The organism is Brevibacillus parabrevis, assembly GCF_022701015.1.
GTDB lineage: Bacteria > Bacillota > Bacilli > Brevibacillales > Brevibacillaceae > Brevibacillus > Brevibacillus parabrevis.
Window position 1 is genome coordinate 5,480,507 of record NZ_CP064090.1, and the last position, 14,098, is coordinate 5,494,604.

Consider the following 14,098-nt stretch of genomic DNA (forward strand, 5'->3'; position numbering starts at 1 on the left):
GTTGTAAAATGAAAACAACGTACATCACAGATTGCGAGGTCGTTCATGAAAACTTTTCACGTCAGCCATGCCCGAAAACTGACCATTCTCATCCTCCTGATCATCGTGGTCGCCTTCTCCCTGTCCGGCTACATCATGCGCTCCCAAACCAACCGGATCATGAAAGTCGAGATTGAGAACAAGCTGACCCTGCAAAGCCAGGCTCTGGCCGAACGGATGGACGCTTTCTTTGCGCAAAAAGCGTTGCTGATCAGGCAAATGAGCACCAACCAGGCAATCTTGCGCTACCTGCAAACCGTGCAGACGCGAGAGCATGCCTTCACCAGCCCGCATTACTTGGACGTAGCGACCGCATTGGACGGCATCCAGCGGCTGGACCACAACCTGGGTCTTGTATGGGTTTCCAGCAATGCGGGCAACTTCACGATCGGCAACACCGACACGCTCTCAGGAAAAGACTGGTCGCTCACCAAACGCCCCTGGTATCCAGACGCCGTCCGTTCCAATGACGTCGTTTTTTCCGAGCCGTACGCCGATTATCTCACGAAAAAAATGGTGACCAGCGGCACCATGAAGATTGAGGAAAACGAAAGGCTGCTGGGCTTCGTCGCCATCGATATTTTGCTCGACGACATTCCGCAAATGCTCGGCACGTACCCGATCGGGGAATCGGGCTACGCCATCCTGGTTTCCAAAGACGGAACGATCATGTACCATCCGAATCCGGAGCTTGTCAGCCGGCACAAGCTGACGGAACAACCAGGCGATCTGGCCAAAATCGGACAAAGCATGGTCGCTGGACAAAAAGGGTTGCAACTCGTCTCCATCGACGGCAACAACTATTACATCGGCTACTCCCCTGTCTCTTCCACGGGCTGGTCTGTCGCAGCCGTACTGCCTGCCAGCGAAGCGCTCGGACAATTGAACTCTGTACAAGACTTGTCCAGCCTGATTACCAAAGTTTCCATTTTCGTTCTGGTCAGTCTGCTCTCGCTTTTGCTGCACTTCATGTTAAAGGAACAGCGGCGGATTCAGGCCGAACTGCGGGCAGCCAAGGAAGAAGCGGAGGAAGCGAGCAAGGCGAAAACCGACTTTTTGGCGCGGATGAGTCACGAAATCCGCACCCCGCTCAACGGGATCATCGGACTGTCCCAACTGATGCAGAAAACGGTGATGACGGTGATGCAAAAAGATTACTTGGACAAGGTGCTGTCTTCCTCCCAAGTATTGCTGCGCCTCATTAACGAGATTCTCGACTTTTCCAAGATCGAGGCTGGCAAGCTGGAGCTGGAAAAGGCAAGCTTTGACCTCGACGATTTTGTCCGGCGGCTCTCGCATATGCTGAGCATTTACCTCGGGGCGAAGCAAATCGAAATCATTCTCGATCTGCCGCCGAAAATGTTGCCCAAACTGATCGGGGATCAACATCGGCTGGAGCAAGTGTTGCTCAATCTGTGCCACAACGCCATCAAGTTTACCGAGCAAGGATACGTCTCTGTGCGAATCACGCTGGAAAAAGAAGAAGGACGACTGCTGTACTTGCATTTTGCCGTAGAGGATACAGGCATCGGCATGTCGGAAGATCAGCTCGGCAAGCTGTTTGAACCGTTCACACAGGCAGATGGCACGACGAGCAGAAAATACGGCGGCACCGGACTTGGTCTGGTCATCTCGCGCAGCCTTGTCGAGATGATGGGCGCCACTCTCGAAGTGACTAGCGCAATCGGCAAAGGAAGCTGCTTCTCCTTCACCCTCCCGTTTGAACACGCGCCCTGGCGGGAAAGCGAAAGCCCTGGCTCCATGCTGCCACCAGGCTACGAAGGCCAGCGTGTCCTGATTGTGGAAAATCACGACAAAATGCGAAGCAGCATGGCTGACATGTTGTTTGGCCTAAACTTTTCGCCTATCTGCGTCGCCACCTGGCGAGAGGCTTTCGAGCTGTTGGAACACGCTGAAGCGCACAACCCGTTTCGCTTTGTGTTCGTCGACATGGAAGCGGAAGACATGTACGGCGTAGAATCGTTGCAGCGGCTGCACGCGCTCGCCGAGCTATGCGACGCAGCGACAATTGCCATGACGACAGAGTACGGCCGCGACGAGCTGGCCTCCCTGGAGGAATCCGCCCAGCCTGACGCTGTTTTGATCAAGCCGATTAACCGGATGGATGTAGCGCGCGCGATACTGGGGGCACAGGAGCACAAGGAAACACATGTGACCGAGACTTTGCAGAAGCCGCAGTCCGCTCCTTACGAAAACGTCCTCTTCCCCGGATATCGCGGCAAAATTTTGCTGGCAGAGGACAACGAGATCAATCAACTGGTAGCGGTCGAGTTCCTCCGGCGCGAAGGTTACGCTGTGACCGTTGCCAAAAACGGGCAAGAAGTGCTGGAGCTTTTGGAGACGAGAAAATGGGACCTGATTCTCATGGATGTCCACATGCCGGAGATGGACGGTTGTGAAGCGACGATCCGCATCCGCCAGCACAAACAGTACGCCAGCCTGCCCATTATTGCGATGACGGCGAGCGTCATTAAAGCCGAACACGACAATTGCTACCGTTCGGGGATGAACGGCGTCATTACCAAGCCGATTCATTTGGGCGAGATGAAGGAAACATTGAAGCGAGCAATTCCCGTACCTTGTCTGGATGTTTCGCTCGCACTGGAGCGACTGGATGGAAAAATCCCGATATACACGCAAATTCTCCGTTCATTCACTAAAGAATATTCGGATTTTACATCAAACCTCCAAACGGCGTTTCTCGCAGGAAACTTCCAGGAAGCAAGAAGAATGATTCACACTCTCAGTGGTGTTGCGGGAAATTTGTCTGCACAAAGATTGCTTCTTTTATCAAGAAAAATGGAGGCGCAGCTTTCTGCTTCTGTAAATCCGAACGATTATCAAGAATTTATGAGCGAACTGGAATGGCAGTTGAACGAAGTGTTAGCGTTAGCAAACGAATGGCAAGAAACTCTGGCAATCTCCTAACATTTTTTTAGCATTTTTCATGAAATTAGGTCCATTCTCCTCGCTTTTTTGCTAAAATATGAGAAAAGTATTAGGAAAAAACGAAAAATTGCTAGCTCTTTCCCATTTTTACGAATAACTTTCTCCCAGAAAGAGTGAGGAATCTGATGTACAACCTATTGATTATCGAAGACGATCAGATTATGGGCGAAATGCTGGCCATGTATTTAACCGAAGAAGGCTATTCTGTAAAAATAGCGGATCATGGACAGAAAGGCTTGGACATGGCGCAATCATTTGCTCCGGATGTCATCCTCGTGGACATGATTCTGCCGGATATGAGCGGTACCAGGATATGCAGCGAGCTGCGCACCTTTTCCGTTGCTCCCATCCTGATTGTCTCGATGAAGACAGACGTATCCGATCGCGTAGAGGCTTTGCAAGCTGGAGCGGACGATTATATTTGCAAGCCTTTTTCCTTGCGAGAGATTTCCGCAAAAATCGGAGCCATGATCAGACGAACCCACCAATACCAACAGCCTGCTGCCCCAGAAAGCGGGGAACAGGCTGACACAGCAGTCGCGAGTTCCGAGAATACTTTCCTGCTCGATTTGGAGCGCAGGGCGATCTTTGTCAATCAGTTTCACGTCGAAACGACTTTTTCCGAATTTGAGATTATGCGTCTGTTCATTACAAATGAGGGAAAAGTATTCAGTCGGGAGGAATTGCTCTACGAACTGCGCGGTTTCGATTCTTTTGTGACAGATCGGGCCATCGATGTTCACATCGCCAACCTGCGCAAAAAAATCGAAGACAATCCGAAGGAACCGAAATACATCCGCACCGTTTGGGGTGTAGGATACAAGTTCGTTTCTAAAAACTAGCAGACAAATGGCATCGTCTCCTGCGAGATGGTGCTATTTTTTTGAGATTATTTCACACTATCCTAATACATAGACAGAAACTTATCTAATACATCCCGTGCATAATCAATCCCAGAAGAAATGGACGCAAAATGGAGGGTAAATAAAACATGGAGTTTACATCGTTACTGACGAGCGAGGATCTGGAGCACAAGCTGAGACTGGCCAATGATTTGCAAGAAGCAGTACGGCTTGAACAGCTGACTTTGCATTACCAACCGCAGTTCGAAACCGTCTCTGGCAACGTACGCGGTTTTGAAGCTTTGCTCAGATGGCACCATCCGCTCTTCGGACCGATCTCCCCTACGGAATTTATCCCGCTCGCCGAAGAGATCGGACTGATTTATTCCATCGGTGACTGGGTCATCCAGACCGCTTGCCAAAAAAACAAGCAAATTCAAGAAAAGTACATGCCCACTTCCGTCATGTCAGTCAACATCTCGGGCCTGCAATTGCAAGACTCTCTCTTCTTCGATCGGGTATGCGGCATTTTGCAGAAAACAGCTCTCTCCCCTCAATCATTGGAGCTGGAATTGACAGAACGGGACAGAATCTCGCTCAAGGACAGACGGATCGATACTTTGAAAAAATTCGCTAACCACGGCATCAAAATCGTATTGGATGATTTCGGGACGGAATACTCCTCGCTTGAATACATCACGACTCTCCCCCTCTCAACTATTAAAGTCGATCGGTCATTTGTCGCTCATATTGCCAATCATTATGAAGGAACGGTACTCGTCGAATGGATCATTTCACTGGCGCGCAAACTGGGGCTCACTGTCGTCGCTGAAGGCATCGAGACGTTTGAACAGCTCCATAGCCTGCAAAAGTGGAAATGTGATTTTGTGCAAGGCTTTCTGATCAGCAAACCGTTGCACGAAAGCGAGTTGCCCCTGTTTTTCCGCAAAGTAGAATGGAAGCAGGAAAACAAGTTTCTGCATACATGATGAAAAAGCTTCGGTTACCGAACCGAAGGCACCCTCCTCTCATTCAACCAGCTTTACCAATCGGCACAGATCATAGAGAGCATGGATTCCGCGCATTTGCCAGCAGTTGACCCGATGCAAATACTGCAAGGAGTCCGTGGCGATTTTTCTCGCCTCTAAAACATCGTCTTCCCTCATGTGAGCAATGGCATTTTTCAGCTCTACAACCGTTGGCGAATACACCTGCGCGCGCAACGCTTGCAAAAGCATAATTTTTCGGATATGCGAGCGATTGAACAACCGATAGCCATTTTGCGGATCGCGCGTGGTTGTAATCAGCCCTGTTTTCTCCCAATGGCGAATCGTCGAGCTGGGAAGCCCTGTTTTTCGGGAAGCTTCCTTGATCGTCAGCCACGCTTCGCCAGATTCTGCTTGCGTTTGCTTGCCATCCAGCTCGCAGAACATTCGCATGTTGCTTTCTGCCAGTTGCTTGTCCCGTTGCAAAAGGGCTTGCACCTCATTCACGCGCCATAGCGCCGCATCGAGCTGCCTTGCTTGAACGTTCCGCACAACTTCCGCAGTCACCTCCATCCCGAACCCGGGCGACATAGCCTGTATACAAGTAAAATAGGCAACGTGCTCGGCGGTATACAAACGATAGCCGCCCGCAGACCGTTCCACTGGCGGAACAAGTCCTTGCGCTTCGTAGTTGCGCAAGGCGCTTGTGCTCAGCTTCAATTTTCGCGCAATGTCAATCGGCCGCATTTTTCCGTGGACCCCTCTCTTCATTTGTTCCTGGTTTAAAGCCCGTTTATAACGTTTGAGCAACTCTCCCCTATTTATTCAACAAAACTTCTGACCAAACCTTCGAATTAGCATCCATGTTGTAAGATGAAAAGGAAAAATGTCCTCGTTAGTGATGCGCATATCGAAGGAGGGGTTTCCCATCGTCTTTGACCTGTTGGAAATGGAATTTGAACGCCAAGTTACCAATCTCGTTGCAAAAGGGTATCCTGGCATTGCCCGGATGACAGAGAGCGCTTTCCGCAAGCAACTGGAACCGTTGAAGGACAAAGCAGCCTCGCTTCCTCCGTGGACGAATGAGACGGAACTGCCTGAAGGTTATGCTCCTTTTGCCCTCGTCGTAAAAAGCGAGTGGGTCGACAGCAGCCGTGCCATCCAGCTCGTGGAGCGCCAGAAAAAGGCGGGCTTTAGCGTCATGGATGAGCAGGATATGTGCCGCTTCAAGCCGATCGATGGAATCGCGTTGCCTGCCGGAGTCGCCTATCTTTTGGCTGACATTGATACCGGACGACAAACGCTCAACGTCACGCCGAACGACGCCCTGCCCCGCCTTTTGGCCCAAGGGCGCTCTCCGCTTACTCTGGAGGAAGGCATTGCCCTCGTTACCCACTTTCCTGAGCTGTTGAAAAAGAACAACGGTTTTTCCCTGCTCGGCTCCCGTTGTGGCGATCGGCGCGTAACGGCCCTGTGGATCAGTCAAGGCAAGCCGAAGCTCGGATGGTGCTGGGCAGGTAACCCGCATACGTGGCTAGGCTCAGCCTCATGTCTGGAGCGCATAGGAACGGACAGCGTCGCAAACGAAAAAAACCTTGAAGGCAGCTTTAAGGTTTGCTCCCACAACAGCTAACGGTTTTACTTTAGCGTAACTCCGTTGGTGACATGTGCTTCCACCTGGGCAATGCTTTTTCGCTACTGCCTCGTACGGAACTCCCACAAGGCTGCGCAGTTCATCTGCATCGGTCGCAAGCGCCTTTTGCAGCTGCTCAGCCCGCATTTTCCGACCTCCATCACGAACCGGACTGGATCGCTACACGCCAAGAGCGCTTGGGAACGATTCTCCTTTGTTGCTTCCATCTTCTCGGCCACACTCGGAAAAGGCAAGAAAACCGCGGTGCGCGATGTGCTTTTCGCAAGCGATTATTTCCAGCGAAAAAAGGGGATGCCTCATGCATCCCCTTTTTGCTATACCATCATTTTGCAAATATCGTTTGTGAACGCGACCGGATCTTCAATCGGCAAGCCTTCGATCAGCAGCGCCTGATGGTAAAGCACCGCTGTGTACAAATTCACTTTTTCCTTGTCTTGACCGAAAGCGGCCTTCAGCGACTGGAACACGTCATGGTTCACGTTGATCTCCAGCACCTTTTGCGCCTTCACGCCTTGGCTGTTCGGCATGGCGTTCAGCACTTTTTCCATCTCGATCGTGACATCGCCTTCTGTCGACAGGCAGACTGGATGGGATTTGAGACGCTTGGATGCTTTTACGCTTGCGACTTTGCCTTCGAGCAGGCTCTTCATGTAAGCGAACAGCTCCTGGTTGTCTTCATTTTCAGCGTCTGCCGCCTTGTCCTGCTCGTCCGGTTCAATTCCCAGATCGGCGCTGGAGACGGAACGGAACTCCTTGTCTTTGTAGGTGCGCAGCATCTTGATCGCGAACTCGTCGATATCCTCTGTGAAGTAAAGGATTTCATAGCCTTTGTCGGATACCAGCTCGGTTTGCGGCAGTTTTTCGATGCGCTCGTTGGATTCCCCTGTCGCATAGTAGATGTACTTCTGGTCTTCCGGCATTCTCTCGACGTACTCGGCCAGCGTCACCAGCTTTTTCTCTTTGGAAGAGTAGAACATGAGCAAGTCCTGAAGCGTGTCCTTGTGTGTGCCAAAATCGCTGTATACGCCGTATTTCAGCTGTCTGCCGAACGCTTCGTAAAACTTTTCGTACTTCTCCCGCTCATTTTTTTGCATGCTTTGCAGTTGGCCCTTGATTTTGCTGGAGATGTTTTTCGCGATCAGCTTCAACTGGCGGTCATGCTGCAGCATTTCCCTGGAAATGTTGAGAGACAGGCTTTCCGAATCGACCATCCCTTTGACGAAGCTGAAGTAATCTGGCAGCAGGTCGGCACATTTGTTCATGATCAGTACACCATTGGCGTACAGCTCCAGACCTTTTTCATACTCTTTGGAGTAGTAGTCGAACGGAATGCTTTCCGGGATGTACAAAATCGCCTGATAGACGACCGCTCCATCCGCGCTGACGTGAACATGCGCAAGCGGCTTGTCGAAACCGTAATGCTTGCTTACATAAAACTGTTCGTAGTCTTCGTCAGTCAGCTCGTTTTTGTTCTTGCGCCAGATCGGCACCATGCTGTTGACCGTCTGCTCTTCTTGCACTTCCTCAAACTCGCTGTCGCTGCCTTCTTTCGGCTGATGCTTCGTCACGTCCATCTTGATCGGGTAGCGAATGAAGTCCGAGTATTTTTTGATAATCGCCTTCAAGCGATACTCTTCCAAAAACTCATCGTAGCGTTCTTCTTCCGTATTCTCTTTGATTTTGAGAGTGATCGTGGTGCCGACCTCATCTTTTGCATAAGGCTCGATGGTATAGCCATCGGTTCCGCTGGATTGCCACTTGTAGCCTGTGTCTGCTCCCAGCGCTTTGCTCGTGACCGTTACGACGTCAGCGACCATGAAGGCAGAGTAGAAGCCCACCCCGAATTGCCCGATAATATTGTAGCCGTCTTTGGCATCGTTTTCTTTTTTGAAGGCAAGGGAACCGCTTTTGGCGATCACGCCCAAGTTGTTTTCCAGCTCTTCAGCGGTCATGCCGATTCCCGTATCGGTAATCGTCAATTCGCGAGCAGCCTTGTCCACGCTAATTTTAATGAAGTAATTGTCTTTATCGAACACCAGCTGATCATCCGTCAGCGAGCGGTAATAGATTTTGTCAATCGCATCGCTTGCGTTGGAAATCAGCTCACGCAGGAAAATCTCTTTTTGCGTGTAAATGGAGTGGATCATCATTTCCAACAGTCGCGTCGATTCAGCCTGAAACTGCTTTTTTTCCATCGGCCATTCTCCCTTCTATTTTGCCACACACAATTGTTAGCACTCTCACCGCGAGAGTGCTATCCACTATTTTTTATAACAGTCCTAGATTTTTCTGTCAATATACCGCCCCTGTTTTTTGTAAATTATTCCCTGAACGCCGCACAAGCTTTTTGCCCAAAAGACCAAAAGAAAAAGGACCATCGTTCTCAATGGTCCCTTCTCTCTTTCCCTACTCTGCTTTTGCATGAGCCGCATACGCCTCGGCTGCGATCGCCAGAAAATAGGCAAGTCCTGTCTGCTGCCCCTCCAGCATCTGCAAATGGAAGTCGTCTTGCAGGAAAAACCGAGTCTGTCCGGCAAACTCGTACGGAGTAAGCGAATGCCCGTGCTCATGCATAAAGCGCAGATGCTCCCCGATCAACTGATGCAGCTTCGCATCCGTATGCTTGACTCCATCGCGCAATGCGGCAGCCATCTGCGCCATGAACCGTTCGGCTTCCTGCGCTTGTTCATTCATCTTCGCCACGTCGATGGAAGCTTCCTGTGCCAGATCGTATCCGTACGTTTCCTGCAAATGCTCGCTTTGCTCCTGCAGAGCTGCTCTCCACTCTTCCTCACTGCTAAACCCTTGAAACATCGCTTGATTATCCATTCCTTTTCCTCCTCGCAGGCACGCCAGCGTTTCTTGCAGCGTGCGTATGACCTCTTCCAACCTGTTTTGTCGGGCCAAAAGCTGCTGTTCCTGTTCTTGCAACACAAGCTCTCGCTCCGGCTCTCCATCAAGCAGCTCGCGAATCTTTTGCAGCGGAAAATCCAGTTCGCGGTAAAACAAAATTTGCTGCAAACGCGCAAGCTCTTTGTCGCCGTACAACCGATAGCCCGCTTCACTGATCTCGCCCGGAATGAGCAGGCCAATCCGGTGGTAATGGTGCAACGTCTTGATCGTCACGCGGGAAAGCTCCGCTACTTCCTTAACTGTGTACAGCACGCTGTCCGCCCTCCTTTCTCCTCTAGTGTAAAGACTCCCCCAAGCGGAGAGTCCAGCGTTTTTTTCATAAAAAAAGCCCCCGCAAACAGCCGCGAGGGTTGAAAAAGGTGGTTAACAGTGTATGGTAATCAGTTTTTCCAAATTTTCCATTCCTATACTTGCAGGCTCGCTGCCAAATCTGCTTTGCCATCAGTTGGCAGCCATTTCTACCGATACAGATCAGCCTTTTTGCCTTTGCAGCCCGCTTTCCTGTTCGAGCAGCCTTTGGACATTCAGCCTGAGTTGGCAGCAGTCTTTTTACATGCTTGATTCTCGGCGTTTTTCAGGCAGGGATCGCCTAGTCGTCTCGCGCCTGCTCTTGCTTTATCCGACTATCCGACCGCAACCAGATCAAGCACCGCAGCGTTGACCCCGTTCAAAAACGCAAGGGCGCTCGCTTTGATAATATCGGTATCCATCGCCCGACCGGAGTACGTTTTCCCCATGTACTCGATGCGAATATTGACACGGCCGACGGCGTCTTTGCCGCGAGAAATGCTGTTGATCTTGTAATCCTTCAGATGGACATCCAGCCCGACCAACGTTTTGATCACATCGTACAACGCTTCGATCGGCCCTTCGCCTACTGCGCTGCCTTTCAGCATTTCCTCGCCTTTTTTCAGCTTGACCGTCGCAGTCGGGTACAAATCGTTGCTGACGACCTGGAACGACTCCAGCTCATACAGATGCTTGCTGCTGTCTGCGAGCGTGCGGTGATTCGCCACCAAATAAAATACGTCGTGGTCGTACACTTCTTTTTTGGCGTCTGCCAGCTCCAGGAACTTGGCGAACAACACCTCGAAATCAGCCGCGTCGTTCGTTTCAAAGCCGAGCTTCTCAACAGCATTTTTAAAAGCGTGGCGCCCAGAACGCGCTGTCAAAATCAGCTCCATGCTGTCTGCCCCGACTTCTTCCGGCGACATGATTTCGTACACTTGCTTATCTTTCAAAAGACCGTCCTGGTGAATACCCGACGAATGGGCAAAAGCATTCGCGCCCGTAATCGCCTTGTTCACCTGCACATCCAGACCAGTCAAATGGCTCACCAGCATCGAGGTGCGCAGCAACTCCTTCGTGTTAATGTTCGTATGGCACTGGTAAAAATTCTCGCGCACCTTCATCCCCATCACGACTTCCTCCAACGAGGCATTTCCGGCACGTTCCCCGAGTCCGTTGATGGTACACTCGACTTTTTCCGCTCCGTTTTTGATCGCGGCGAGCGTGTTGGCCGTAGCCATGCCCAAATCGTTATGACAGTGGACGCTCAGGATGACATCCGGATTGAGGTTTTTCAAGCGATCGTTGATGCGGCGGATCAAATCGCCGAACTCATCCGGCACCGCGTAGCCCACCGTATCCGGGACGTTGATCATCGTCGCTCCCGCTTTGACGACGGCTTCAATCGTACTCCACAAATATTCAAAATCGGACCGCGATGCATCCTCAGTCGAATACTGAACGTGCGGCAGCAATGTTTTGGCGTAGCGTACTGCCTCCACGCCCATTTCCATGACGGCGTCCTTGGAGCGGTTGAACTTCTTCTCTACGTGAATGTTGGACGTTCCCAAAACGATGTGGATGAGCGGGTCCTGGGCGATCTTGACACTTTCGTACACCGCATCGATGTCGCTTTTCACGGCACGGGCCAAAGCCGTGATCGACACGCTGTCACCGACACTGCGGGCAATCTCCTGCACCGCGCGAAAATCTCCCTCGGACGAAGCCGGAAAGCCCGCCTCGATGATGTCCACCCGCAATTTTTTGAGCTGTTGGGCGATCTCGATTTTTTGCTGGACGTTCAACTTCGCTCCCGGCACTTGTTCTCCATCACGCAGCGTTGTATCAAACACGATAATTTTACGGCTCATTTTCTGTTCCTCCCCAAAATGGTTTGTTTTTGCAACTCGATTTATGGAAAGCGGGGCCGGCTAAACCCGGTCTTCAGCCAGCAAAACGGTCATGACCCGTTTTATTGATCACTCGCAATCAACATCCGCTTTTCTAAAAAAACGTCGCGACGTTTTTCACGCAAAAAAACCTCGTCTCTGCGCATAGAGACGAGGTTGAACTCGCGGTACCACTCTAATTCATTTCCAAATAGCGGAAACGATCTTCTTCGATGGCCATCACCATCTATCCCTGTAACGGTGGAACTCCGGCTTACCCTACATTGTCAGGCAGCTGTTCATAGACGAGTTCGAAATAAACGACATTGCCGTTTCGCACCACCCAACGGCTCTCTGAAAAGTCTTTTTATTTCTACTATTTCTAATCGCAACATTTGTTTTATCATTTTTTGTAATTATATGGGCAGAAAAATGCCACTGTCAACAAGCAAAATGCTGGAGGATCGATCAAACATTTTTGATTGAAGAAAATAAAGCGAGAACAATCCGGCGGGCAAATCGAAAAAATGCCTCCGCAAAGAAGGCGCTCGCTTTTGTCGCTGCTAAATCGTTTCCCTGTTCGACTCGCGCGTACGGTCGCGGGCAAATTCCCTTTTTTCCGCTTCCATCCCTTCCGCAAACAGCCATCTCAGGGCATGGATAAACTTCATGGCAAAGAAAAAGCTGTCGTGCGTGCCGAGCGGATCTGTCTCGAATTTCACGTTTTGCTCCGGGAAGCCTTTGTCCAGCAAGATGCGGTACGCTGCTTTCGTCTGTGCGACCATTTCCGCTTGAATCGTCGTCTTGTGGATGCCTTCCAGCTCGCCCACGTACATGTACAGCCGATGATCGGCAGCGGGAAGCGGTGTTTCCTGCATGTGCTTGACGTAGCCCTCATACCAGAAGGAGGCGGACAGCCAGGCGCTTTTGCCAAATGTATCGGATCGCAAATAATAGGCGTGCGCACTGACCAGACCACCGAACGAACATCCGGCGATTGCCGTGTGCTCCGGTTCAGGCATCGTCGCATAATGCGCGTCGATATATGGCTTGATCTGATCGGCAAGCACTTGAATGTAATCGTTCGCTCCACCGCCAAACAAAACTCCGCCAGGCACCAGCGTGTCTGCCGGCCACGGCGTGTATTCATAATTGCGGTCGTGCGGCGTGATTCCGACAAAAATCAGTTCCGGCAGCTGCTTTGTGATGAACAGATGATCGAGGTAATTAAACGCATTCAGGACGACATTTCCCCCGTCCTGCACATAAATAGCCGGATATCGCTTCTCGCCTTCCGCATAGCTGTTCGGCAAATAAATGGTCAGTTCAAAATCCGCTACTTTTTCCTTGATGATTCGATGTTGCTGCATTTTTGCACCTCTCTCCCACTCATTCCTATCAAATTATAAGGAGTAGGGCAGCGAGTTGCCATGTACTAAATCCAGATCGGAGATGGACAAAACGCCAAAAGCCGCTTGCCTGAGCTTGCCCGCCAACCTTCGCGCCCAAAAATCCCTCGCTCACGCCTCCACCTCTATCGTCGCCACTCTCCCCTGTCGATTTATTCGTCTCGTTAATTCCCTTATTGACACTCGGAATTATAACGCATAAAGTAATGGTATAACAAATCCTTCCAACAAGTTGCAGGCAGACATGCAAAAACCGGACAACCTCTGGACGCCCTGGCGCCTGGCAAGATTCGTCTTGACAGACAAGGACTTGTTGCCGAAGGATTCGGGCGAAAATTCCAAAAACGTTGATGAGGTGGGCGCATGGCAAACGACTTGATCCAAGCAATCCAACTGCTGAAAGAGAAAGAATGGGTAGACTTGACTCATACATTCGGCCCGGAATCACCGCATTTTTCTGCCTTTGAATCAGCCGAGTTCAAAACGCTGTTTACGCATGACGACGGCTTTTTCTCGCAAAGCTTCACTTTTGCCGGACAATACGGCACGCACCTGGATGCGCCGATCCACTTTGTGCGCGACAAGCGGTACCTGGACGAGCTGGACTTGAAGGAACTCGTGTTGCCCCTCGTCGTCATCGACAAATCGAAGGAAGCCGAAGCAAACAACGACTACAGCCTGACGGTGGAAGATATTTTGCAATTCGAAGCCGAGCACGGCAAAATCGAGAGCGGCAGCTTCGTCGCCCTTCGCACGGACTGGAGCAAGCGCTGGCCCGATGTGGCGGCGTTCAACAACAAAGATGCAGATGGCAACAACCACGCTCCCGGCTGGGGCCTGGACGCCTTGAAGTTCTTGTTTGAAGAAAGGCAAATCAAAGCCGTCGGCCACGAAACATTCGACACCGACGCCAGCGTGGACTTCCAGAAAAACGGCGCGCTGCTTGGCGAGTATTACGTGCTGGCACAAGATACGTACCAGGTCGAGCTGCTGAAAAACCTGGACAAGCTGCCAGCCAAAGGCGCCGTCATCGTCAACATTACCCCCAAACCGGAAAAAGCGTCCGGATTCCCGGTGCGTTCGTTTGCGATTTTGCCTTAGTTTTTCC

The 14,098-nt window shown here is 51.0% G+C and carries 10 protein-coding genes and 1 other annotated feature; of the genes, 5 read left to right on the plus strand and 5 right to left on the minus strand.

Annotation, left to right across the window (positions count from 1 at the left end; all coding sequences use genetic code 11):
• Window positions 1-45: 45 nt before the first annotated feature.
• From IRJ17_RS25200 to IRJ17_RS25210, 3 genes are all read left to right on the plus strand, one after another.
• On the plus strand, window positions 46-2,988 hold the full coding sequence (locus IRJ17_RS25200; RefSeq protein WP_242772250.1) for a response regulator: 2,943 nt from the start codon (window positions 46-48) through the stop codon (window positions 2,986-2,988).
• A 146-nt stretch (window positions 2,989-3,134) separates the two neighbouring features.
• Window positions 3,135-3,851 carry a response regulator transcription factor gene (locus IRJ17_RS25205; protein ID WP_122962994.1) on the plus strand — a complete coding sequence of 239 codons (717 nt, stop codon included), beginning with the start codon at window positions 3,135-3,137 and terminating at the stop codon, window positions 3,849-3,851.
• Window positions 3,852-4,000: 149 nt separating this feature from the next.
• Window positions 4,001-4,840: a putative bifunctional diguanylate cyclase/phosphodiesterase gene (locus IRJ17_RS25210; protein WP_122962993.1), complete on the plus strand. Its 840-nt coding sequence runs from the start codon at window positions 4,001-4,003 to the stop codon at window positions 4,838-4,840.
• Window positions 4,841-4,879: 39 nt separating this feature from the next.
• Here the strand turns inward: IRJ17_RS25210 and IRJ17_RS25215 are convergent, their stop codons facing one another.
• The gene (locus IRJ17_RS25215) at window positions 4,880-5,584 is read right to left on the minus strand and encodes a MerR family DNA-binding transcriptional regulator (RefSeq protein WP_122962992.1); all 705 of its coding nucleotides are present in this window, start codon (window positions 5,582-5,584) and stop codon (window positions 4,880-4,882) included.
• Window positions 5,585-5,723: 139 nt separating this feature from the next.
• Between IRJ17_RS25215 and IRJ17_RS25220 the strand changes: the two genes are divergently transcribed.
• Window positions 5,724-6,470, plus strand: coding sequence for a DUF5701 family protein (locus tag IRJ17_RS25220; RefSeq protein ID WP_242772253.1), 747 nt, complete (start codon window positions 5,724-5,726; stop codon window positions 6,468-6,470).
• Window positions 6,471-6,805: 335 nt separating this feature from the next.
• Here IRJ17_RS25220 and htpG read toward each other — a convergent pair whose 3' ends face one another.
• The 4 genes from htpG to IRJ17_RS25240 form a co-directional block, all read right to left on the minus strand.
• Window positions 6,806-8,686, minus strand: coding sequence for a molecular chaperone HtpG (gene htpG / locus IRJ17_RS25225; protein WP_063228559.1), 1,881 nt, complete (start codon window positions 8,684-8,686; stop codon window positions 6,806-6,808).
• Between the two features lie 211 nt (window positions 8,687-8,897).
• The gene (locus tag IRJ17_RS25230; RefSeq protein ID WP_242772256.1) at window positions 8,898-9,656 is read right to left on the minus strand and encodes a MerR family transcriptional regulator; all 759 of its coding nucleotides are present in this window, start codon (window positions 9,654-9,656) and stop codon (window positions 8,898-8,900) included.
• 371 nt (window positions 9,657-10,027) lie between these two features.
• Window positions 10,028-11,563 (minus strand): 2-isopropylmalate synthase, encoded by a 1,536-nt coding sequence (locus IRJ17_RS25235; protein WP_122962989.1) that lies wholly within the window; start codon window positions 11,561-11,563, stop codon window positions 10,028-10,030.
• 182 nt (window positions 11,564-11,745) lie between these two features.
• Window positions 11,746-11,980 (minus strand) — a binding site (T-box leader).
• A 164-nt stretch (window positions 11,981-12,144) separates the two neighbouring features.
• Complete coding sequence (locus IRJ17_RS25240) at window positions 12,145-12,951, minus strand: alpha/beta hydrolase (protein ID WP_242772258.1); 807 nt, start codon at window positions 12,949-12,951, stop codon at window positions 12,145-12,147.
• Between the two features lie 402 nt (window positions 12,952-13,353).
• On the opposite strand from IRJ17_RS25240, the gene IRJ17_RS25245 reads away from it, so the two are divergent.
• Window positions 13,354-14,091, plus strand: coding sequence for a cyclase family protein (locus IRJ17_RS25245; protein ID WP_173596124.1), 738 nt, complete (start codon window positions 13,354-13,356; stop codon window positions 14,089-14,091).
• Window positions 14,092-14,098 lie beyond the last annotated feature (7 nt).

Bases quoted from the DNA above. Each gene is read 5' to 3' on its own strand.
- IRJ17_RS25200 (WP_242772250.1), top strand. From the start codon at position 46: ATGAAAACTTTTCACGTCAGCCATGCCCGAAAACTGACCATTCTCATC.
- IRJ17_RS25205 (WP_122962994.1), top strand. From the start codon at position 3,135: ATGTACAACCTATTGATTATCGAAGACGATCAGATTATGGGCGAAATG.
- IRJ17_RS25210 (WP_122962993.1), top strand. From the start codon at position 4,001: ATGGAGTTTACATCGTTACTGACGAGCGAGGATCTGGAGCACAAGCTG.
- IRJ17_RS25215 (WP_122962992.1), bottom strand. From the start codon at position 5,584: ATGCGGCCGATTGACATTGCGCGAAAATTGAAGCTGAGCACAAGCGCC.
- IRJ17_RS25220 (WP_242772253.1), top strand. From the start codon at position 5,724: ATGTCCTCGTTAGTGATGCGCATATCGAAGGAGGGGTTTCCCATCGTC.
- htpG (WP_063228559.1), bottom strand. From the start codon at position 8,686: ATGGAAAAAAAGCAGTTTCAGGCTGAATCGACGCGACTGTTGGAAATG.
- IRJ17_RS25235 (WP_122962989.1), bottom strand. From the start codon at position 11,563: ATGAGCCGTAAAATTATCGTGTTTGATACAACGCTGCGTGATGGAGAA.
- IRJ17_RS25240 (WP_242772258.1), bottom strand. From the start codon at position 12,951: ATGCAGCAACATCGAATCATCAAGGAAAAAGTAGCGGATTTTGAACTG.
- IRJ17_RS25245 (WP_173596124.1), top strand. From the start codon at position 13,354: ATGGCAAACGACTTGATCCAAGCAATCCAACTGCTGAAAGAGAAAGAA.